The organism is Anaerococcus ihuae (genome assembly GCF_928368155.1).
Classification (GTDB): domain Bacteria; phylum Bacillota; class Clostridia; order Tissierellales; family Peptoniphilaceae; genus Anaerococcus; species Anaerococcus ihuae.
In genome coordinates this window covers 102,163-125,911 of the sequence record NZ_CAKMRU010000002.1, presented here as the reverse complement: position 1 = coordinate 125,911, position 23,749 = coordinate 102,163, and the positions used below count along the sequence as shown (strand labels likewise).

Here is a 23,749-nt window from a genome sequence, read left to right as displayed (position 1 = left end):
TATCCAAAACTTATCAACAATTTGTGGATAACTTTACAAAACGGCTATATTAGTGTATAATCTCTTGTGTAAAAGATGATGATAATTCAATTTTTTATTGATTTATAGATTTTTTTTGTGGATAAATTTCTATAAATCTATTATTTAAAAATTTTTACTCTAGTATTATTTGTAAAAATAGGGATTTATCTTATCCACATCAAACTTATCCACAACTTATCCAAAATTTGTGGATAAATCAAAAAATATACTTAACTCATTTAAATTTGAAACTTTGTTTTATGTGGATAATATTTTATGAAAGAGAGCTTGTACGATGAATCTAGAATACATAACTAATGAATTAAAAGAAAAAATGAAAATGAATGTTCCAGATCTTCAACAATATGAAACTTGGATTGGAATTTTAAAACCCTTAAATAAGTATGAAGATACTATTTATTTGGAAATTCCTAAAAATGATACAAAATTTATTTTTGACCAAATTTGGGTTCCTCAACTGCAATCTATATTAAATGATATTAATAAAAGAGAAAACAAGGCTTATAAGCTTGAAATTATTGCAAAAGACGGACCAAATTATGATGAGATTTTAAGTCTTGGCAAAAATGTTGATGAAAACGGCCAGCTTAGGCTTAATAATGTAAACAAATATCCAAAACCACTTCTTGAAAAAAATAATGTTTTTGAAAATTTTGTTCAGGGAAAATCCAACCAACTAGCCCTTGCAGCAAGTCAATCAGTTGCTGAGAATTTGGCTAATTATAAGGTTTCGAGAGTTTATAATCCTCTTTTTATATATGGAGCAAGTGGACTTGGAAAAACCCACCTTATGCAGGCAATGGCCCATGAAATTCTTGAAAAAAGAGATGATTGCTATGTGATGTATCTTTCTAGCGAGAAATTTACAAATGAAATGATTTCTGCTGTTAGGAATAATACAAATGAAGAATTTAGGAAAAAATACCGTTCGGTTGATATGCTTTTGATTGATGATATTCAATTTATTGCCAATAAAACCGGAACCCAAGAGGAGTTTTTCCACACTTTCGAGGACCTTTACAATCAAGGAAAACAAATTGTAATTTCTTCTGATAGGCCTCCAAAGGAAATTAAACACCTGGAAGATAGGCTTGTTTCACGATTTGGTTGGGGTATTATTGTTGATATTTCAAAGCCTGATTTTGAAACTAGGGTTGCAATTTTACAAAAAAAACAAGATGAGCTTGGAGCTGTTGTAGATTATAAAATTTTGGAATATATTGCAGAAAATATCGAAACAAATATTAGAGATCTTGAGGGAGCTTTGGCAACTTCAATTGCCTGTGCAAAATCAAATAATAGGTCTTATGTAAGCCTTGATGATGCAAGACTTGGAGTTAGTTCAAGAGTTCACAAGGATAGCAAAAAAATAGATGCAGAAGATATACAAAAAAAAGTTGCTGAAAGATACCATGTTAAATTGTCTGATCTTAGGGGAAAATCTAGAAAAAAAGAAATTGTAATGCCAAGACAAATCGCCATGTATCTTTGTAGAGATCTCTTGTCAATTTCTTTGGTAAGTCTTGCCAATGAATTTAACAGGGACCATACAACAATTATGCACGGCCATGATAAAATAAAAGATATGATGGAAGAAGACCAAGATTTTAGACAAGAAATTGAAGATATAATTAAGGAAATAAAATCCTAGTTATCCACAAATTGTGTATAAGTCTGAGGATAAGCTTGTTTATAAGCTTAACTTTAAAAAAATAAAATTTGGGTCTGTGGATTGTGTGGAAAAGTGGATTACTTATAAAAACTTATCCAAAACTTATTATTTAAGTTTATGCTTTATAAATAAAGCTTTATAAGACTTATCCACATATATACACTACCTATTACTAATACTACTAAGTTTATATAATATTTTAGGAGCAAACATGAAAATAGAAATTCAACAAAAAGATTTATCAAATAAAATCTCCATAGCTATGAAAGCTGTTTCGAGAAAAACCAATATACAAATTCATGAATTAATATACTTTGAAGTAAAAAATGATATATTAACTCTTACATCATCTGATGGAGAAATATCTATTGTAACAAAATCAGCTTGTAAAGTTATAGAAGAAGGTGAAATGGCAATAAATGCAAATATAATTGCAAATATTGTAAGAAAACTTCCAGATGAGATGATAAAAATTGAGCTTTGTGATTCAAAAATAAAAATAAAATGCAATGGGTCAAACTTTAATATCCTAGCTTTTGATTATTATGAAAAGAAAAATTTGAAGATACCAAGTGTTGATTATTTAGAAATTCAAAATGATAAATTAAAAAGATCAATCTCTCAAACAGAATTTGCAACAAGTTTAGATGAAACAAAACTTGCCCTTACAGGAATTTTGTTTGAATTAAAAGATGGATATTTAAATTTTGTAGCTCTTGATGGTTACAGGGTTGCCCTTAAAAAATTGAAATTGTCATATCCAACATCTATGGATAAGGCTAGACTTATTATTCCTAGAAAATCTATTTCTGAATGGACAAGAATAATTGATGATGAAAAAATTACAAAAATTTATAAGGACGACAAGGATATAATTTTTGAATCTGGAGATACTACCATGTATTGCAAGGTAATTGATAAAAATTATATAGATTACACAAATATAATTTCAGATATTTCTACAACAAGTCTTTTTGTTGATAGGCAAGAGCTTATAAATTCTTTGGAAAGAGCCCAATTATTAAACAACACTCAAAGGGCAAATCTTATAAAAATAAATATAGAAGATGATAAGTGCATAATTGAATCAAATTCTGAAATTGGAGATTTGAAAGAAGTTTTACAAATTAAAAAAGAAGGCGATGATGTAAAAATTGCCTTTAATGCAAGATATTTAATAGAAGGGGTCAAGGCTTGTGATACGCAAACTATAAGAATGAATTTAAAATCATCCCTAAATCCATGCCTAATTTATCCAAATGAATCAAAATATGAAGATGAAGAATTTACTTATCTTGCCCTTCCAGTTAGACTTGCAGAATAGGAGTTTTTATGGAAAAAATAGAATTTGAATGTGAAATGATTTTAGCCAAAGATCTTCTAAAAGCAACAGATATAGCCCAAAGTGGAGGAGAAGCCAAACATCTTATAAAAGAATATGGAATTTTGGTAAATGGGGAAGAATTTTTCCAAGCAGGCAAAAAACTTTATAGGGGCGATAAGGTAGAATTTGACCATAGGTTTTTGATTAGTCTTGTATAATGTGGATTCAAAATTTAAAACTTAATAAGTTTAGGAATTATCTTTTTCAAAATATAGAATTTAATAAAAATATAAATATATTTTTGGGGGATAATGCCCAGGGAAAAACAAATTTACTTGAAAGTATATATTATTTGGCAAATGCAAAAAGTTTTAAATCTTTTAGGGACAAGGACCTTATCATGTTTAATGAAAAAGAAATGTCTCTTGAAGGTACTATTAGAAAGGGAGAATCTTTCAAAAATGTCCAAATAAATGTAAATGAAAATAAAAAAGATATCTTTGTAAATGAAATAAAATATGACAAGAATAAGGACTTAAAATCTCTTTTTAAGTTGGTTCTATTTACACCGGAAGATTTAAATATAATAAAAGATGGGCCAAATTTTAGGAGAGACTTAATTGATGATATAATAATTAGTGTTAATTTTAGCTACAAGTCTTTGAAAAAAGATTTTGAAAAAATTCTTAGTCAAAGAAATAAATTATTAAAAAATCAAAAGTCAAAATACTTTAAAACTGAACTAATGGCCTTTGACCAGCAAATAATTAGGCTAAATTACAAAATTTATAGGTTTAGGGAAAAATATATTTCCCTAATAAATACCTATGCCAAAAAAAATCATTTAAATCTTACAGAAAATAAGGAAAATTTAACTATAATCTATAAACCAAATATAAAAGCAAATTCTATGGAAGAATATGGGGAAAAATTTTCTGAAAATATTTTTGATGATTTAAAATATTTTAGGACTACATCAGGCAGCCAAAGAGATGAAATTGATATAATAATAAATGGCAAGGATACAAAAAAATTTGGATCTCAAGGTCAACAAAGATCTGCTATTTTAAATATAAAACTTGCCAATGTAAATTTAATTGAAAATACCAGCCAAGATAAGGCTATAATCTTATTTGACGATGTTTTTTCAGAACTTGATGAAAAAAGATCTAATTTTTTGTTGGAAAATTTAGGAAAATTTCAAACAATTATAACTGCAACCAATACAAAAAGTTTGGATAAGGTTAGTAGGAGTAAGATTAGAAAAATAAAAGATGGTCACATTAAATAATAGAAAGGAAGCTTATGGCAAATACACAATATAATGCATCGAACATTAGGGTCTTAAAAGGACTAGAACCAGTAAGACTTAGACCTGGTATGTATATAGGATCAACAAGCGAAAGGGGACTTCACCACCTAGTTTACGAAGTTGTAGATAACTCAGTAGATGAGGCTCTTGCAGGTCGTTGTGACTACATAAAAATAAGTATAGATGAAAATAATATAGTAACAGTAGAAGATGATGGGTCTGGAATCCCTATTGAAAAACATCCCCAAACAGGAAAATCAACTTTAGAGACAGTTCTTACTGTTTTGCATGCTGGGGGAAAATTTGACGATAAGGCCTACAAGGTTTCAGGAGGTCTTCACGGAGTAGGAGTTTCAGTTGTAAACGCCCTTAGTGAATATTTGATTGCAGAAGTAAAAAGAGAAGGTCATATTCACAGAATGACCTTTGAAAGAGGAAAACCTACAACAAATCTTGAAATTATTGGAGATACCAATGAAACTGGAACAAAGATTATTTTTAAGGCAGATCCTGAAATTTTTGATGTGACAGTTTATGATAAACACACTTTGGAAAATAGGTTTAGGGAAATGGCCTTTTTAAATAAGGGCGTAAGACTTATTTTTGAAGATAAAAGAGATGGGTCAGAAGTTGAATTTAAATATGATGGTGGAATAAAAGAATTTGTAAAATATTTAAATAGAAATAAAAGTCCATTATTTAAAGAAATTCCATATTTTGAAGGCCGTCAAGAATCTACAGAAGTTGAAGTTTCTTTCCAATACACAGATTCTTACAGCGAAAATATCCTAACATTTGCAAATAATATTTACACAGTAGAAGGAGGAACCCATCTTTCAGGATTTAGGTCAGCCTTAACCAGAAGTGTAAATGATTATGCAAGAAAATATAATTTATTAAAAGAAAACGAAGATAACCTCCAAGGTGATGATGCCAGAGAAGGAATTACTGCAATTATTTCAGTAAAAATTTCAAATCCTCAATTTGAAGGACAAACAAAGGGAAAACTTGGAAATAGCGAGGTAAGAGGAGCGGTAGATGCATTTTTCTCAGAACATATGGGAAATTTCTTGGAAGAAAATCCTAAAATCGCCAAAACTATAATCCAAAAAGCCCTAGCATCTAGAAGGGCAAGAGAGGCTGCAAGAAAGGCAAGAGATTTAACAAGAAAAAGATCAATTCTTGATTCAACAACTCTTCCTGGAAAACTTGCTGATTGCCAATCCCAAGATATAGGAGAAAATGAAATTTTTATAGTCGAGGGTAATTCAGCTGGTGGATCTGCAAAAGGCGGACGTGATAATAGGATTCAAGCAATTCTTCCTTTGAGAGGAAAAATAATGAATGTAGAAAAGGCAAATCTTGATAGGATTTTAAATTATGAAGAAATAAAATCAATGATTACAGCCTTTGGTACAGGAATTGGTCAAGAATTTGATATTAGCAAACTTCGCTATGGAAAAATAATAATCATGACCGATGCCGATGTCGACGGAGCTCATATTAGAACCTTGCTTTTAACATTTTTCTACAGGTATATGAAACCACTCGTAGATAATGGTCATATTTATATAGCTCAACCACCACTTTATAAATTATCAAGCGGTAAAAAAGAAAGATATTGTTATACAGATAAAGAATTAGATGAAATTATAAAATCATGGGAAACTGACAATTATAAAATTTCTAGATATAAGGGTCTTGGTGAGATGAACGCAGAACAATTGTGGGAGACAACCATGGATCCAGAAAATAGGGTTTTGCTTCAAGTATATGAAAAAGAAGATTCACAAATGTCAACAGACGCAACATTTTCAATGCTAATGGGTGAGAAGGTAGAACCTAGAAGAGAATTTATAGAAGAAAACGCCCAATATGTTGAAAACTTAGATGTCTAGGAGGATAAATGACAGAAGAAAGCTATAGAAACGTCATAGAGGTAGATCTTGAAAATCAAATGAAAAGTGCCTACTTGGAATATTCCATGTCGGTAATTGTTTCAAGAGCCCTACCTGATGTACGTGATGGATTAAAACCAGTTCATAGAAGAATTTTATACGGAATGGAAGGACTTGGACTTGATCCAAATAAACCAACCAGAAAATCTGCCAGAGTTGTCGGTGAGGTTATGGGTAAATTTCACCCTCATGGAGACTCAGCAATCTACGATGCCCTTGTAAGACTTGCCCAAGATTTTTCAACCAGATATCCTTTGGCAAACGGCCAAGGAAACTTTGGTTCTGTTGATGGAGATGACGCAGCTGCTATGCGTTATACAGAAGTTAAAATGAGTAAGATTGCTAAGGAAATGCTTAGAGATATCAACAAAGATACAGTTGATTTTATGCCAAACTTTGATGAAGAAGAAAAAGAACCAACAGTTCTTCCATCAAGATTTCCAAATCTTTTGGTAAACGGATCAAATGGTATAGCAGTAGGAATGGCAACAAATATGGCTCCTCATAATTTGGGAGATTCAATTGACGCTTGTATTGCTTACATGAATAATCCAGAAATTACTGTAAAAGAATTGGCAGATATATTAAAAGGACCAGATTTTCCTACAGGAGCACAAATTCTAGGAAAAGCTGGAATCAAAAAAGCCTACAAAACTGGACGTGGAAAATTAAAACTTCGTGCAGTTGCAAGAATTGAACCTTTCAAAAAAAATAGGGAAAGAATAATTGTTACAGAAATTCCTTACCAAGTAAACAAGGCAAATTTAATTAAAAAAATTGCTGAATATGTTAAAGATAAAAAACTCGAAGGAATTTCAGATATTAGGGACGAATCCGACAGAAAAGGAATGAGGATTGTAATTGAGGTAAAAAGGGATGCAAATGCAAATATAGTCCTAAATAATCTCTACAAACAAACTCAACTTGAAACAACTTTCGGAATTATAAATCTTGCCCTTGTTGACGGTGTTCCAAAAATTCTTGATTTAAAAGAACTTATAAAATATTATGTAAAACACCAAAAAGATGTAGTAAGAAGAAGGACAATCTTTGATCTTGACAAGGCACAAAAGAGAAAACACATAGTTGAAGGTTTGATTATTGCCATTGATAATATCGATGAAATTATAAAAATCATCAGATCATCCTATGATAATGATCAAATCAAAAAAATATTTAATGAAAGATTTGGCCTAACAGATCCTCAATCTCAAGCTATCCTTGATATGCAATTAAAAAGACTATCAGGTCTTGAAATTGAAAAATTGCAAGCTGAAGATAAGGAACTAGCTGAAAAAATTGAATATTTCACATCAATTTTAAATGATGAAGAAAAATTAATTGGCGTAATTGAAGAAGAAATTTTAGAAATAAAAGAAAAATTTGCCGATGATAGGAGAACAAAAATTGTTCCAGATGAGGGAGAATTTGATATTGAGGAATTAATTGAAAAAGAAGATGTATTAATTTCCTTAACTCATGATGGTTATATAAAAAGACTACCTATAAACACCTACAAGGTTCAAAATAGGGGAGGAAAGGGAATTTCTGCTGGAAATACAAAAGAAAATGACTTTATTCAAAAAATTCTTACAACCAATACCCACGAATCTCTCCTTTGCTTTACAAATTTTGGTAGGGTTTATTCACTTAAATGCTACGAAATTCCAGAAGCAAGCAGGCAATCAAGAGGACAGGCCATAATAAATTTAATTTCTCTTGCAAGCGATGAAAAAATAACAGATATTATGGAATTGTCAGAATTAAATGAAAATAGCCAATTGGTTTTCCAAACAGAAAATGGAAAAATCAAAAAAACTGACGCAGAATTATTTACAAATATTCAAAGAAATGGAATTATAGCAATTTCACTTGAAGATGATGATAGGCTTGTTTCAATTAGGCAAATAGATCATCCTTGTGATATAATTGTTACAACCAAAAAAGGAATGGCAATAAAATTTGCCTCATCAGACATCAGATCTATGGGAAGAAATGCTCGTGGAGTAAGGGCAATTAGGCTTTCTAAAGATGACAAGGTTGTGTCAATGAATATAGTTGAAGATGAAGTATATTTGGTAGTTGTAACTGCAAATGGTTTTGGTAAAAAAACATCCTTCAATAATTTCAACAATCAAAATAGGGGAGGAAAGGGAGTAAGATGTCACAAAATTACAGAAAAAACTGGAGATTTGGTAGCGACCCTTCCTGCTAATTTAGACGATGACATAATGATGGTTTCCTTAAAAGGTGATATGATTAGGATATCAGCAAGAGATATTTCAACTACAGGAAGAAATACCCTTGGTGTAAAATTAAAGAATTTAGAAAACACTGAAGACTTTATTGTTTCTGTAACCAAGTATTATGAAGAAAACAGCGAGGACTAAAATGTTTAAGGCAAATATTGAAGAAAAAAATGATCACATATTGGTAGGGCTTGTTGGAGATTTGGATGTTTATTCAAAAGAAGATTTTTCAAAATTTTGCGAAGAATCTTTAAAAAATACTAATACAGATTTTATAATTGACCTTGAAAAATTAGATTATATAGATTCAACAGGCCTTGGTATGTTTATAAATATTTACAAGGACCAAAAAGAAAAAGATAAAAGTGTAAAAATAATTAATCCAAAAGAAAACATAAAAAAATTATTTAAAATTACCGATATAAGTGATTTATTTGAGATGGAGGAATAATGGATACCATAAGTTTAACAATTCCACCAAAAACTATCTATCTAAAATCAATGAGGCTTTTGGCAGCAAGTCTTGCAAGCGACATGGGCTTTGATATTGAAGAAGTCGAAGATATAAGAGTTGTTGTATCAGAAGCAATAAATTATAAAATGAGCGATAGGGACATAAAAATAAATTTCTATATAAAAGAAAATTTAATGAAAGTAGAAGTTATAGGAAAAGATAGGGAAATTGAAGAGGAAAATCTAAAAATCAAACAAATCATCCTTGAACAATTAGCAGACAAGGTAGAGGTTGTTGAAGATAAGATTATACTAACAAAAGAGAAATAATTATGGCAGACACAAAAGCTTCTCTTGAAAGAAAAAAAGAGATCAAAGAAAAATTTGAACAATTTTATAAAACAAGGGACAAGGACTTAAGAAATGAACTTATTGAAGATCATATGTATATAGTCGACATACTTTCCAACAAATACGTAGGAAAGGGAATCGAAAAAGATGACCTTTATCAAGTGGCATCTCTTGGCCTAATCTATGCCATTGATAGGTATGATCCATCAAAAGGATACGAATTTTCATCCTTTGCAACCCCAACAATAATGGGAGAGCTAAAAAGATATTTCAGGGACAAGGGCTGGGTTATAAGAGTTCCAAGAAGAATACAAAATCTCTACAAAAAAATAAATGTAGCCAAAAAAATTCTTCCCCAAGAACTTCAAAGAACCCCAACCATAAAGGATATTGCAGCCTATCTTGGAGAAGATGAAGAAACTATTCTTGAAACAATCGAAGCAAGCAAGGTCTATACTCCTCAAAGTTTGGATATGAAATACCAAGTCCAAAAAGGAGAAAATTCCGTAGATTTATCCGACATGATAGGAGAAGACGACAAAAATTTTGATTCAGTAGAATTAAAAGATTTGATAGATAAGTCAACCGAAAGACTAAATGATCTAGAAAAACAAATCCTAGAATTAAGATACTATGAGGGAAGAACCCAAGTAGACATAGCAAATAAACTATCCATATCCCAAATGACAGTATCAAGAATAGAGAAAAAAATTCTACAAAAATTTACAATAGAAATGCAAAAAATGCAATAAAAACTAGCAGGTTTTCTGCTAGTCAGGCTGTAGACAAACTAAAAATTCGCTCATTTCGACCGAGTGCAACGAGCGGAGAAATCTCATGAGATCTCTCCGTGCGTTCGTTTCACTCACTTAGTCGAGATGGGTTAAATTCTAAATTACTAATAATTCTTAATAATTAGACTTTGTATACGCTCTGAACTAGCAGGTTTTCTGCTAGTTTTTTTATTGCAAATAAATCTGATAAACAATTTAATAGCTAAAATAATTAATAAAAACTTTAAACTTTATCTAAAAACTAAGCTCAAAAAGCCCATCTTAATCTTGTCGAGAGATTTCATTTATTAGATTTGATTATAATTAAGTAAATTTATGAGATTTCTAAGCTAAAAATTTACAAAAATAATAACATTTGACTGATTAAATATTATAATAAATTAAATAAATTAAAAATGTTAAAAAATCAAACTTTAGCTAAAAACTAAGCGAAAAACAACCCATCTCGAGCAAAGTCGAGAAATCTCTTTTATTAAATTTGATTTTAAATAAACAAATTTATGAGATTTCTCTATTTTTCAAGATGAGTTGTATTTATTTTTTCCTAGTTGTCATCTTCCGAATACATTGTAGATGCACCAGGATACATCTTTGCTATTTCATTTATTACTAATCCTATATCGCCATAGCCTGTTTCTTCTAATTTATTTTTTGCCCTGTAGTTTGCAAGATCTATATCTTCATTGCTTATTTTTTCTACAGATTCTTTAGAAAATCCATATTGGTCTACTAATTCTTTTCTAAACTCATCGTAGTCTTTATTTTTTTCTGCAAATTTTTTTATTCCGCCATTTTCTCTATTTTTATTTTTTTGTGAATTTTTATTTTCATTATCTATATCTTTTTTTTCTGTTGAATTTTCAACATAACCATTTGGATATTTTTCTTTTAGTTTTTCATAGGCCTTGTCAATTTGCTTTTCATAGCTTGCAAGCTTATTTTCATCATAAACCTTGAAAAATACTTCTCTTAAAATTCCGTTTGGAACCTCAGATGCGTCAAATCCTCTTTGTTTTAAATATCTTCTAGCATTTTTATAATTATCAGTATTTTCATCTCCACTATAAACCCAGTTTTCAACTTCATCTACTGAAATATCTGGATATATTTTTGATGAATTCTCATTATCTTTTGCAACTTGGCTAAAAAATAGGGTCAATTTGTTCCAAAAACCAGTCTTCTCTCTCAATTCTTCAGCTTTTTTCTCATATTTTTTTATATCTTCATCTTTAAAATTATCTACAAATTTTTTGCTAAATCCACCAATATCAACCATGGCTTTTCTTATTTCATCATTTGATAAATTTTTTGATTTTTTTCCTTTTTCATTTGATGAAATTGAAGTATTTTCCAAATTTTCTTCTTCTCCTACTGTAAGATTATTTTCTTGGTTTGATTTTTCTGTGATTTTTTGATTACTTGATGAGTTTTCTTCTGTATTTTTTTTATCTTTAGCACATCCTGTAAAAATTAAAGATAGGCTTAATGCTAAAATTAATATTTTTTTCATAGTTCCTCCATTTTTTGTTCTTAAATATTTCTACCCATTTTAAATATTTAATATTTATTTTTAAATTTTAAAAAAATTTTAATTTTATATTTTACAATTTAGTCTATTAATATACAAATTTATAAAACGTTATCATTTCAACGGTTTATCTCAATAAATCGGGAAAAATTTGTAAAAAATTTTTAAAATTCTCCTTATATTATGTATAAATATAAATTATAAAAAAATATATTTTTGTGAAAATTTCTATAGTTATTGGAATTATCGGAAATAAATAGAATTTGACAAAAACATAAATATAAACTATAATGAATTCATATAAATAAAAAATAAAAGAAAAGAGGAGAGAAGGATGAATGTAAAAAAAGTTTTCTCACAAGCTTTTGCGCTTGGCTTAGTTTTAACTCTTACTGCTTGTGGCAGTGGCGGAAACAAGGATAATAATGGCTCAAATGCTGGAGACAACAATGCTAGTAACGAACAAGCTAACGAAGAATTTAAAAAACAAACTAATGATGATACGCTTGTAGTAGGTGTTGATTCACTTGGTGGAGAATTTATTCAAGGCTTTAACAACAGTGCAAACGACGTAAGAGCAAGAGAATTTATGGGAATTCAAGGTGCTGTTGGTTATGATACTTATGTTAAGGATAGAGGCGGAAAATATGTAATCAACAAAACTGTTCTTGAAGGTGAACCTGAATCAAAAGACAACGAAGACGGATCAAAAACTTTTACTTTCAAAATCAAAAAAGATCTTAAATGGTCTGATGGTAAGCCTGTAACAGCTGATGATTATTTATTTACAGCTCTTTTACACTCACCACAAGATTATGCTTTAATAACAGGATCAACAGAAATTGGTGGAGATTCTCTAAAAGGATACAATGACTTTAGAGAAGGAAAAACTGATGAATTTGCTGGGTTAAAGAAAATAGATGATCAAACATTTGAAATCACAATTGATTCATCATTCTTACCATATTATGAAGAAGAATCTCTAAAAGCAATGAACCCAAGACCAATTCATTATATTGCTCCAAACTTAACAATTGATGGATCAAAATTTGCTTTAAAAGATGGATATAAATTATCTGATGATGATAAAAAAGCCTTTATTGAATCACTTGATAAACAAATTGAAACAGAAAAATCTTCTTATGATGAAGAAGTAAAAGAAGCTGGCGAAGAAGATCCAGAATACAAAAAAGAACATGAAGAGAAATTAAAAACTCTTGAAGATAAGAAAAAATCTGCTGAAAGCGGAAAAGATATAGATCCTACAGAAATGCTTGTTGAACAAGCTATGCTTTTTGATGCAAATGACTACAGAAAAGCACCAAAAGTAACTTGTGGACCTTACAAATTTGTTTCATTTGAAAATAATATGGTTAAAATGGAACTTAATGACCAATATGCTGGAGATTTTGAAGGAAATAAAGCTACAATTCCAAATGTAATCATCCAAGCAGTAAACCCAGAAATATCTGTAGATCTTGTTAAAAATGGGGACATAGATGTATTTGAAGATGAAATGAATGGTTCAAGAATTGACCAAATTAGAAAAGCTGCTGATGAAAAGAAATTACAATATGTAGCTTTCGACAGAAATGGTTATGGATGTTTAACATTCTTAGATGACAGAGGTCCAACTCAATATAAAGAAGTTAGACAAGCTATAGCATTTTTAATGAACAGAGATGACTTCGTACAAAACTTTGCAGGTGGATATGCAGTAGTAACAAACGGAATGTATGGTTCAAGTCAATGGGTGTATAAAGAAAGAGGAGCTGACGTAGAAGCTAAACTTACAAAATATACATTAAACGTAGAAGAAGCAAACAAGAGATTAGACCAATCACCATACAAATTTGAAAAAGACGGAAAAACTGCTTGGGATTCTAAAAAAGCAGCAGAAGAATACAAAAATAACGCAGACAAATTTGATTATTACAGATACGATGAAAATGGAAAGAAATTACAAATAAACCAATTTGGTGCAAAAGAATCAGAAATCACAACACTTCTTTCAAACCAATTACCAGACAATGCTAAACAAGCAGGACTTGAATACAACGTTCAAGCAGGTGACTTTAATACCCTTCTAAACTATAGAGAAAATCCAAAAGAAGGTGACAAGGCAGAATACACAGCATTTAATATGGGACTTAATTTTGGAACACCATTTGATCCTTACTACCAATACAATAGTAAAGGAAATGACAACAAGACAAAGACAAATGATCCAAAAGTTGATAAAATCACAGAAGAATTAAGACAAGTAAAACCTGGTGATAAAGAAGCTTACCTAAATAAATGGGAAGAATTCCAAGAATGGTACAATGATTACCTACCAGAAATTCCACTTTATTCTAACCAAATCCACTCTTCAGCATCAACAAGAGTTAAAGGATTTGATGGCTTAACACCAGAATGGGCAGTATCTTGCCAAATCAACCAAATGAGTCTTAAATAAGATTTAAATTTAATAAGATTATAAAAAAGAAGTCATAAATTTGGCTTCTTTTTTTATTTTGTTTTGCTATAGGAAAAATTGAAAATAAATGAGATTTACTAGCTGATATTTTCCTTTATTATTTTAATCAAAACTTTCAAATATAATGCATGTATTTATAAAATTAAAGAGATCTCTCGACAAGCTCGAGATGGGTTTCTTTCTCTTATTTTTAAGCTAAGTTTAAATTAATTAACCATTAGATTTTATAAATTTAATTTTCAAACAAATTTTCATTTACTAGAAAAATAGAATTTAAATTTAATTTAATCAATTCAAAGCAATTTACTAAGAAAAAAATTACCCATCTCGAGCAGATAAATATGCCTTGATTTGGCATATTTATCCCTAAAATTAGCACGAAAACACGGAGAAATTTGCATGGCAAATGAATTTTAGTAGTCGAGAGATCTCTTATATTAAATTCTTATTTGTATTTAGTTTTTTAAAATGGAACTTTTTTATAAATCTAAATTTTTTCTTTTCTATACAAAACATTATAACTTTAATGTATTGTAGGATTATTTTTTATTAATATTCATCGATATAAAATATTCCTCATAGAATGTGAATTTTTAAAAATAAATATCAATCTTTATAAGTTTATGGCAAATTTCACATTGACAAAATCGATCTTTTATATTAATATTATGGTTATGATATTATAAGCTTACTCTATGCAAAATTTTTATATTTATTTTTTATTTTTATATGAAATTTTTTCTTTGAATTTTTTTTATTTTTCAAAGTTTAATTTTATTTATATTTAATTAATTAAAGTGTGAAATTTTTTGAGTAAACTTAATAAATACAAGGAAGGGATAGACATGTTAAAATACATAGTAAAAAGAATCATTAATTTGATTCCTGTAGCCATAATTATTTCTATATTGGTTTTTGCACTTTCTAAATCTATGCCTGGTGATCCTATTTTGGCAATGATGCCTAAGAACGGAAGAATGACCAAGGCTCAACAAGAACAAATGTATAAAAATCTTGAGAAACGTTATGGTTATGATAAATCGTTACCAGAACAATATTTTATGTGGATGGGAAGAAGTTTGAAGGGAGATTATGGTGAATCTACTCAAGCTAAAAGACCTGTTAAGGAATATCTTTCTGAACCACTTAAAAATACAATTTTATTAAATATTGGTTCGACTCTTATTTCTTTTATACTTTCGGTTCTTATTGGAATAAGGTCGGCTGTTCACAAGGGAGGACCTTTTGATAAGTTCTTCCAGGTATTTACCTTGGTTGGAATTTCCTTGCCTACGTTTTTTATAGGTTTATTTTTGATATTCTTATTTGCTTTTAGGCTAGGATGGTTCCCTGCTAATGGTATGCCTAGAAATAACACCTTTGGTGAATGGGTTAAATATTTAATTTTACCTACTTTAACTTTAACTTTTGGTTCTATGGCTTCAATTTCTAGATATGTTAGAAACTCTATGCTAGATTCTTTAAATGAGGATTATATTAGAACTGCAAGAGCCAAGGGTTTGAAAGAAAAAACTGTAATTTATTCCCACGCTTTTAGAAATGCCCTAATTCCGGTTGTAACTGCTATGACTTGGGCAATTCTTTCAATGTTTTCAGGTTCTGCTATAACTGAAACTATATTTGCTTACAGGGGAATTGGAAATATTCTTATAAAATCAGTTTTGGCTCAAGATTATAATGTTATTCTTGCTCTAACTATGTTTTATGCAATTTTAACTCTTCTTGGAAACTTGATTATGGATATTGCCTATGCACTTGTAGATCCTAGAGTAAAATTGGAGGCTTAATATGAAAGATGAATTAAAAAAATCATTTAAATCTTTTGGTAGATTAGTTCTTTCCTTGTTTACTTTTGGAACTAATGCAAATGATAGCGAAATCGGAGAAGACAAGATAAAGGATGTGGCCCAAGATTTACTTGATGAACAAAGCGGAGAAAATTTGGGAGATCTTAATCCTAAAAATGAAAATGAAGCCTTAAAGGAAGATGCAATTACTTCTCCTGGAAAAATGGCTGTAAAAAATTATTTTAGAAACCCTCTTGGAGTTTTGGGTCTTGTTTTAATGCTTGGAATCATCCTAGTAGTTTTTATAGGATCAGCTATAATTCCATTTAATCCTTACCAATCTGAGGGTACTCTTATAAATGTTTCCCCAGGTTCAGGCTATATGAAATATCCTTCTCAAATGGAAAAAGAAGGCGTTGAAAGAATTTCTGTTGGAAATACTTTTGGTGTTGGTCTTACTAAGGAGAAAAATTTCTATTTTTGGGGCAAAAATAACGAAGATAATGTTATGAAAATGCCTGATGATATAAAGGAAAAACTTAAAGATAAAAAAATAAAAGATGTTGCTGCTGGAGATAGGCATATTCTTGTAGCAACTGAAGATAATGAAGTTTATGGTTGGGGTAATGATTCCTTCCAACAAACAAAACTTCCACCAATGCAAGAAAGCCAAATCAAACAAGAAGGTATAAAAAAACTTGGTGGTGGAGTTCAATATTCTGTTGTTTTGACTGAAAAAAATAATATATATGTTTGGGGTTCAACAATGAACTCAAGACTTGACCTTATCCCAAAAGAAGTTCAAGGAAAAGTTGTAGACTTTGATACAAGTGGTTCAAATATTCTTGCTGTATTAAAAGACGGAACTACAAAGCTTCTTGGTGTAAGGGGAGCTGAGATTGATGTTGGGGCGCCTGACGATATTAAAAATGATAAGCTTAAAATTTCAAAAGTTGCCCTTACTTCAAATTCTGCAGCAGCCCTTGATGAAGATGGAAAACTTTATGTTTGGGGTCCTTCTAGGGACAATTTATCAGGAGAAAATGTTCCGAAATTTAAAGGAAAAGTTAAGGATATAGTTGCAGGAACCAATCACTTTACTGCCCTTGATGAAGATGGAAAAATTTATTCATGGGGAAATAATGTTTATGGTGAAGCTGACAGTCCTAGTGGAAAATATGAAAAAATATTTTCTGGATATTTTAACAATTATGCTGTAAATAAAGAAAATAAAATTGATACTTGGGGACTAAAAGGATTTAAATTTGGATCAGATGACCAAGGTCGTGATATTTATACAAGATTGATTCACGGTGGAAAAATGACCATAATCATTTCTTTTGTATCAGTTATTATCCAAGTTGTGCTTGGTGTAATTATTGGTATGGTTTCAGGTTATGCTGGAGGAAAAGTTGACAATGTTTTGATGAGAATTACAGAAATTGTTCAATCATTCCCATTTTATCCTTTAATAATAACTTTATCAGCCCTACTTCCTGTAAATACAAGTCAAAATACAAGACTTATGATGATCATGGTTTTACTTGGAGTTATTGGATGGACAGGAATAGCAAGGCTTGTTCGTGGTCAAATTTTGGCTGAAAGAGAAAGAGATTATGTAATAGCAGCTAAGGCTTTGGGAGTTACAAATTCTTCAATTCTTGTAAGACATATTCTTCCAAATATTCTTTCAATAATAATTGTAAATGCGACACTTGGTTTTGCAGGAAACCTCCTTACAGAAGCAGGTTTATCATTTTTAGGATTTGGTGTCCAAGAGCCAATGCCATCATGGGGTAATATGATGACAAGTGCCCAATCATCAGATGTAATTAATATTTACTGGTGGAGATGGGTGATTCCAGCTCTTGCAGTATTTTTGGCAGCATTTTCAGTAAACTTAATTGGAGATGCCCTAAGAGATGCTATCGACCCAAGATCAAATGAGAGATAGGTGTAAAAATGAAAAATTTACTAGAAATAAAAAAACTCCATACCTACTTTGAAACAAGACGTGGTCTTATAAAAGCAGTAAATGGAGTATCATGCACAATTGAAGAAGGAAAAACTTTGGGCCTTGTTGGAGAAAGTGGTTCTGGAAAAAGTCAAACTGCAATGAGCATCTTGCAACTTTTTGAACCAAACCAAAAAATTTATAGCGGAGAAATAATTTTTGACGGCAAAAAGATTTCTGACTTTAATAGGTCACAAATGGAAAAAATAAGGGGAAATGATATTTCTATGATTTTCCAAGAGCCTATGAGTTCACTTAACCCAGTTTTTACAGTTGAAAAACAAATTTCAGAAGTTTTGATTCTTCACAAAAATATGAATAAAAAAGAGGCAGCAAAAAGGGTTGAGGAACTTCTTGCCCAAGTAAAGATTCCAAACCCTCACGTTGTTGCCAAACAATATCCTTTCGAGCTTTCCGGTGGTATGAACCAAAGGGTTATGATTGCCATGGCCCTTGCTTGTGAGCCAAAATTATTAATTGCAGATGAGCCAACAACAGCTCTTGACGTTACAATCCAAGCTCAAATTCTAAAATTAATGAATGAATTAAAGGAGAAACAAAATACTTCAATTTTATTTATAACCCACGACTTGGGAGTAATAAATCAAATGGCAGATGAGGTTGCTGTAATGTATTGTGGACAAATTGTTGAACAATCACCAGTTGATTATATTTTCAAACACGATATTACAAAATACAACCATCCTTACACAGTTGCTCTTTTAAATTCTATTCCAGCAATAACAAGCGATAGAAACGAAAGACTTGATATAATACCAGGCTCTGTTCCACATCCACTTAACCTTCCTGATGGATGTAAATTTGCAGATAGGTGTAAGTATGCTACAGAAAAATGTAGGAAAGAAATGCCAGAGCTTGTAGCAGTAAACGAAAATCAAAAAATTAGATGCCACTACCCAAACAGAGAGGAGAGGGAAAATGGAGAACAATAATAAAAAAGTCTTATTTAAAATAAGAAATCTCAAAAAATATTTCCCAATCAAGAAAAAATCTATCTTTTCTAGGGGAGCGAATGAATATGTCCACGCCAATGAAAATATTTCTATAGATATATTTGAAGGAGAAACATTTGGTTTGGTTGGAGAAAGTGGTTGTGGAAAATCTACTTTTGGTAGGACAATCCTACAAATTTATGAACAAACAGAAGGTACAACCCTATATTATGGAACAACTCTAGATAGACTTGCTCCAGCTTATATGGGAAAAGATATAAAAGATATTCCAAAAATATTCCCTTCATATGAAAAAGAAGTAGAAACTCTTCAAATAATTTATGATGGACTTGAAAGAACGGACGATGAGGAAAAAATAGCTGAGCTAAACGAAGCTGCTATGCATCAAAGAAGACTTCTCCAAGAAGAATATGAAAATATGATGAGAATAGCAGGCGGCCTTCTTGCAAGCGACAATTTGTCAGAAATTTCTGCCCTACTTGATGATTATTACAAAAAAATCAAAGAAAGATCCAAAGTTTTACTAGATATCAAAAAAATTGAAGAAAAAGACCAAGTAAGGATTAGAGATAAAAAAGAATTAAAAGATGCCATTTTAAACGATCCAAAATACAAGGAACTTTTGAGTAAAAAAGAAAAACTCGACAAGGAAGTTTTGGAAAAAGAAGAAAAAATAAAGGCAAAAAAAGAAGAATTAAAATCAAAAGAAGATTTTGAAAAATTTGAAAGTTTTGTAGATGATGGAATCGACTTATCAAGACTTACAAACGAAGAAATGAGAGAGCTTAGAAAAGATCTTCAAATAATTTTCCAAGATCCTTATGGTTCTTTGGATACAAAAATGACAGTTGGAAATATAATTGGAGAAGGGGTTTTGGGCCACGGACTTTTCAAATCAAGAAGTGAGGCTGGCTACAATGAATATATCCAAGATATAATGAACCAATGTGGACTAGCTCCATATTTTATTCACAGATATCCTCACCAATTTTCCGGCGGACAAAGACAAAGAATAGGAATTGCAAGAGCCCTTGCCCTAAACCCAAGCTTTATAGTTTGTGATGAGGCGGTTTCAGCCCTTGACGTTTCAATCCAATCACAAATTATAAATCTACTTCAAGATTTAAAAACAGAATTGAACCTAACCTATCTTTTCATAACCCACGACCTTTCAGTTGTAAAATATATTTCAGATAGAATTGGAGTAATGTATTTGGGAGTTATGGTTGAGCTTTCAGACTCAGATAGGATTTTCAAAAATCCACAACACCCTTACACAAAGGCACTTTTACAGGCAATACCAAGAACTGACGTTGATAAGGGACAAGAATTACAAACAATCGATGGAGATATTCCATCAGCCGTAAGACCACCAAAGGGTTGTCGTTTCCACACAAGATGTAAATATTGTATGGATATATGCAAACAATTTGAACCAGAGCTTAAAGAAGTAGAAGATGGTCATTTTGTAGCTTGCCACTTGATGGACGTTTCAGAAGAAACAAAAATTAAAGCCTTCGAAAAAAACGAAGAAGAAAGACTCAAAAAAGAACAAGAATTGGCCAAGGAAGCTAATCTATGAAAAGACCAATAGATCCCTTCAAAAATAAAACAAAAGAAGAAATCTATGAAAAAGAAGAGCTTTTAGAAGAAGATAATCTAGAAAAACACGACAGATTTGCTATGTTTTTGGCAGCAATGAAAGTTTTTTTACCGCCAGTTTTACTAATACTTTTAATATTTACCTCCTTAATATTTTTCTTTTAAGTTTTAAAAACTAATTTAAGGGTAGAAAAATTATGAGAGATAAAGTAAATGAGAAAGGAAGTATTATGAGTAAATTTGACTTATATTTTAAACCAGAATGTCCATATTGCTTAAAAGTTTTAAATTTTATGCACGAAAATAAAATTGTAGATTTCACATCCTACAATGTAAAAGATGGCAGAAGTGGAAAAGAAAACACCAAAGAATTGATAGAGCTTGGTGGAAAAGATCAAATTCCATTTATGGTATTTGGCGATAAAAAAATGTACGAATCTGACGATATTATCGAATATCTAAAAGAAAATTATTAAAACAAAGCCAGTAGGAAGTCCTGCTGGTTTTTTCGTGAGGGAAAAATGAAAAAATTACAATATAAAGACGGAAAAATTTTTGAAAACGAAAGAATGACCTATAAACTAGAAGGAAAGTACAATGTATTGCGTCCTAGTGGGAAATTAGTAGCAAGATTTAAAATAAAAAATCTCTTTAGCCTAAGAGGAAAAAAACAAGCTGTAATAGGAAATCTAAAAATAGAAAAAATGAAAGATGAGCCTATAAGCGAGGCGAAAATTATAAACAGACAAATGAAATTAATAAGCCACGAAAATTTAATTTCTCTAATAAAAGACGACGAATATCTAGCAAGTTATGATTTTGAAAATAACACAATAGAAGTGGCAGAAGACGAAGGACTTGTAGTAAGCGTGTTTTTTGCCTTGAAAAGTTTAGAATAAAATACTTTCTACATTTTTTGTTAATACATTAACTTTTAGTTTTATGTTTATTTCATTAAGATTTAAATCTTTGTACTTTTATTTAAAGAGAAATAATTTAAATTTGTAGAAAATTTGTATTTTTATAGAAATATAATTATTTCTATGATACAATAATGATATATTATTAGTTTAGATAACGAAAGGAAATTGATGAGGAAAAAATTTAAAAGTTTTATATGTTTTATACTAGCTATTATAATATTTTATGGGTTATTATTTCTCCTTGGATTCACCTGCCCAATTAAGGCTTTAACAGGAGTTTCTTGTCCGGGATGTGGAATGACCAGAGCCTACATATCATTACTTGAGTTTAAACCTCAAAAAGCCTTTTTCTACCATCCACTTTTTCCGATACCAGCTTTAGTATTATTATCATATTTTTTAAAAGATAAGATACCAGAAAGGATTAAGAAAATAGGAATATTCCTTGTAATAAGTCTATTTTTTTTAGTTTATATAATGAGGATGATAGATCCTAGCGATAATATAGTTATTTTTAATCCAAAAGATTCAGTAATTTATAGGATTTACCAAGGATTTAATTAAGAAATAAAAGAGGTGATTTAATGAAGTGTACTAATTGTGGTGCAGATTTAGTCCAAGGTGCTAAGTTTTGTAGCGAATGCGGTAAACCAGTTGTTTCGAAATCAGGTTTTGATGAGAATTCAACGAAAACTCAAAATTTTGAAGAAAAAAGAGATCTAGGCAAAGAAAAGTTAGAAGAAGTAAAAAAAGAAATTGAAAAAGATCAAACAAAAATAGAAGATAATATTGACCAAACTATGGGCGTTTTTAAAGAGAAGGTCAGAGAAGAAAGTGAAGAAGTAAAGTCTAGTGTAAAAAAAGAAATTGGAGAATTTAAAGAAAGTACAAAAGAGCAAAGTCAAAAAGCAAAAGAAGAATTCCAAGATTTGTTGGGTAAAGCTGGAGTTACAGAGGATGAAATAAACTTTAATTCTAATAGCGAAGAAATAACTAGCGTAGAACTTAAGCCTAGCGTTTTTATTAAATTAATATCTATATTTTCAGCATGCGTTTTAGTGATTTTTTCAATTGTTTATCTAATAGATTTAGTAAGTTTAATTTTTAAAGTTATAGGAGGTATATTCTAATGATTGGGTCTTTATTTTCATCATTATTTAATATTATAGCTAGCATCCTTAGCTTATTATCCGTCGTTTTTCTAGCTTATAGTCTTTTTACGGTTTCAAAACAATGGGAAAAGGCAGATCATAAAGATTTATTTAACCTCTTACTAGTAAGTGGAAGTTTTCTAGTGATAGTTAGAATTTTTGATTTTATTGTTAAATCACTTAGCCGGGAATACGAATTTAAACCAATAATAAGTTTATTTTTGGTTTTAATATCTATATTAGTTCCACTTGCCATATATTTTATTTCAAAATCATCAGGAGATAAAATTTATGAACAAGGATATTTCAATAAAATTAAAGATACGAATTTCCTAAAAGCAGAAATTATGGCGGCATTTGGATTGTTTTTGAAAGAAATAGAAAAAATTAGTTCAAAAGTTGCGAAAGATACAAACACCAAAAAAAGACAAAATAAAAAAGTTAAAGAAGAACAAGCTTACAAATATACAGAAGATGAGGGAGATTTTAAAGGGATGTTAAAAGAAAATAGATCATTATTATTATTTATATTTCTAAATATAATAACTTGTGGATTTTATTTCCTATATTTTGTTCATACCGCATCAAGAGATGTCAATATCGCTTGTGCAGGAGATGGAGAACATACAAGTGGATTATTGAAATTTATAATTTTAACGACAATTACATTTGGAATTTATGGAATTTATTGGGATTATGCTTTGACAAATAGACTTGCAGCCAACGGACCAAGATATGGATATACTATCCAAGAAAATGGTTCAACATTCCTACTATGGTTGATTTTAGGTTGGTGGATTTGTGGAATTGGTTATTTTGTTGCAAGAAATATAACAATAAAAAACCTAAATAAGATATGCAGAGGGTATAATCAAGAAAATTCTAGATTTTAAAAAATAGTAAAAATCAATTAAATTTATAAAATTAAACTGAAAAATAAAGTCACAAAATACCAGAAAGTTTACTTATAGTTGCTCTGGTATTTTTTTATTGATTCTTTATAAACTATGAACATTTATTATTTCATACTTATTTCTAGATTTCAAAATTTTTAGCATTTATTGAAAATATGAGTTACGAAAAATCAAAATAAAAACTTTAGCAATAAAATGAAT

21 protein-coding genes are annotated in these 23,749 nt (G+C 30.1%); 20 read left to right on the top strand and 1 reads right to left on the bottom strand.

Features of this window, described 5'->3' with window-relative positions:
- The first annotated feature begins 316 nt into the window (after window positions 1-316).
- From dnaA to L6653_RS05840, 9 genes are all read left to right on the top strand, one after another.
- On the top strand, window positions 317-1,693 hold the full coding sequence (gene dnaA, locus L6653_RS05880) for a chromosomal replication initiator protein DnaA (RefSeq protein ID WP_236785936.1): 1,377 nt from the start codon (window positions 317-319) through the stop codon (window positions 1,691-1,693).
- Between the two features lie 232 nt (window positions 1,694-1,925).
- Entirely contained in the window at window positions 1,926-3,038 is a 1,113-nt protein-coding gene (gene dnaN / locus L6653_RS05875; protein ID WP_236785935.1) for a DNA polymerase III subunit beta, read from the top strand.
- A gap of 8 nt (window positions 3,039-3,046) precedes the next feature.
- Window positions 3,047-3,256: an RNA-binding S4 domain-containing protein gene (locus L6653_RS05870; protein ID WP_236785934.1), complete on the top strand. Its 210-nt coding sequence runs from the start codon at window positions 3,047-3,049 to the stop codon at window positions 3,254-3,256.
- The gene (gene recF / locus L6653_RS05865; protein WP_236785933.1) at window positions 3,256-4,329 is read left to right on the top strand and encodes a DNA replication/repair protein RecF; all 1,074 of its coding nucleotides are present in this window, start codon (window positions 3,256-3,258) and stop codon (window positions 4,327-4,329) included. Before L6653_RS05870 ends, recF begins: the two co-directional genes overlap by 1 nt.
- A 14-nt stretch (window positions 4,330-4,343) precedes the next feature.
- Window positions 4,344-6,248, top strand: coding sequence for a DNA topoisomerase (ATP-hydrolyzing) subunit B (gene gyrB, locus L6653_RS05860; protein WP_236785932.1), 1,905 nt, complete (start codon window positions 4,344-4,346; stop codon window positions 6,246-6,248).
- A gap of 8 nt (window positions 6,249-6,256) precedes the next feature.
- Window positions 6,257-8,698, top strand: coding sequence for a DNA gyrase subunit A (gene gyrA / locus L6653_RS05855; protein ID WP_236785931.1), 2,442 nt, complete (start codon window positions 6,257-6,259; stop codon window positions 8,696-8,698).
- 1 nt (window position 8,699) lies between these two features.
- The gene (locus L6653_RS05850; protein ID WP_049690386.1) at window positions 8,700-9,008 is read left to right on the top strand and encodes an STAS domain-containing protein; all 309 of its coding nucleotides are present in this window, start codon (window positions 8,700-8,702) and stop codon (window positions 9,006-9,008) included.
- The gene (locus L6653_RS05845; protein WP_236785930.1) at window positions 9,008-9,340 is read left to right on the top strand and encodes an ATP-binding protein; all 333 of its coding nucleotides are present in this window, start codon (window positions 9,008-9,010) and stop codon (window positions 9,338-9,340) included. Before L6653_RS05850 ends, L6653_RS05845 begins: the two co-directional genes overlap by 1 nt.
- Window positions 9,341-9,342: 2 nt before the next feature.
- Window positions 9,343-10,113 (top strand): SigB/SigF/SigG family RNA polymerase sigma factor, encoded by a 771-nt coding sequence (locus tag L6653_RS05840; protein WP_058991255.1) that lies wholly within the window; start codon window positions 9,343-9,345, stop codon window positions 10,111-10,113.
- A gap of 586 nt (window positions 10,114-10,699) precedes the next feature.
- Here L6653_RS05840 and L6653_RS05835 read toward each other — a convergent pair.
- Window positions 10,700-11,665, bottom strand: a complete 966-nt coding sequence (locus L6653_RS05835; RefSeq protein ID WP_236785929.1) for a hypothetical protein — start codon at window positions 11,663-11,665, stop codon at window positions 10,700-10,702.
- 352 nt (window positions 11,666-12,017) lie between these two features.
- Between L6653_RS05835 and L6653_RS05830 the strand changes: the two genes are divergently transcribed.
- The 11 genes from L6653_RS05830 (at window position 12,018) to L6653_RS05780 (ending at window position 23,527) form a co-directional block, all read left to right on the top strand.
- Window positions 12,018-14,141, top strand: a complete 2,124-nt coding sequence (locus L6653_RS05830) for an ABC transporter substrate-binding protein (protein WP_236785928.1) — start codon at window positions 12,018-12,020, stop codon at window positions 14,139-14,141.
- An 866-nt stretch (window positions 14,142-15,007) separates the two neighbouring features.
- Window positions 15,008-15,970 carry an ABC transporter permease gene (locus L6653_RS05825; protein WP_236785927.1) on the top strand — a complete coding sequence of 321 codons (963 nt, stop codon included), beginning with the start codon at window positions 15,008-15,010 and terminating at the stop codon, window positions 15,968-15,970.
- Between the two features lies 1 nt (window position 15,971).
- On the top strand, window positions 15,972-17,924 hold the full coding sequence (locus tag L6653_RS05820) for an ABC transporter permease subunit (protein ID WP_236785926.1): 1,953 nt from the start codon (window positions 15,972-15,974) through the stop codon (window positions 17,922-17,924).
- Window positions 17,925-17,932: 8 nt separating this feature from the next.
- On the top strand, window positions 17,933-18,937 hold the full coding sequence (locus L6653_RS05815) for an ABC transporter ATP-binding protein (protein WP_049690393.1): 1,005 nt from the start codon (window positions 17,933-17,935) through the stop codon (window positions 18,935-18,937).
- Entirely contained in the window at window positions 18,924-20,540 is a 1,617-nt protein-coding gene (locus L6653_RS05810; protein WP_236785925.1) for an oligopeptide/dipeptide ABC transporter ATP-binding protein, read from the top strand. The genes L6653_RS05815 and L6653_RS05810 overlap by 14 nt, the downstream gene beginning before the upstream one ends.
- Window positions 20,537-20,725, top strand: a complete 189-nt coding sequence (locus L6653_RS05805) for a hypothetical protein (RefSeq protein ID WP_049690395.1) — start codon at window positions 20,537-20,539, stop codon at window positions 20,723-20,725. Before L6653_RS05810 ends, L6653_RS05805 begins: the two co-directional genes overlap by 4 nt.
- A 65-nt stretch (window positions 20,726-20,790) precedes the next feature.
- Window positions 20,791-21,036 carry a glutaredoxin family protein gene (locus tag L6653_RS05800; protein ID WP_058991262.1) on the top strand — a complete coding sequence of 82 codons (246 nt, stop codon included), beginning with the start codon at window positions 20,791-20,793 and terminating at the stop codon, window positions 21,034-21,036.
- 45 nt (window positions 21,037-21,081) lie between these two features.
- Window positions 21,082-21,459: a hypothetical protein gene (locus L6653_RS05795; RefSeq protein WP_236785924.1), complete on the top strand. Its 378-nt coding sequence runs from the start codon at window positions 21,082-21,084 to the stop codon at window positions 21,457-21,459.
- A 192-nt stretch (window positions 21,460-21,651) separates the two neighbouring features.
- Window positions 21,652-22,047 (top strand): DUF2752 domain-containing protein, encoded by a 396-nt coding sequence (locus tag L6653_RS05790; protein ID WP_236785923.1) that lies wholly within the window; start codon window positions 21,652-21,654, stop codon window positions 22,045-22,047.
- Window positions 22,048-22,067: 20 nt separating this feature from the next.
- The gene (locus L6653_RS05785) at window positions 22,068-22,613 is read left to right on the top strand and encodes a zinc ribbon domain-containing protein (protein ID WP_236785922.1); all 546 of its coding nucleotides are present in this window, start codon (window positions 22,068-22,070) and stop codon (window positions 22,611-22,613) included.
- Window positions 22,613-23,527 carry a DUF4234 domain-containing protein gene (locus L6653_RS05780; protein ID WP_236785921.1) on the top strand — a complete coding sequence of 305 codons (915 nt, stop codon included), beginning with the start codon at window positions 22,613-22,615 and terminating at the stop codon, window positions 23,525-23,527. The genes L6653_RS05785 and L6653_RS05780 overlap by 1 nt, the downstream gene beginning before the upstream one ends.
- Window positions 23,528-23,749: the final 222 nt, after the last annotated feature.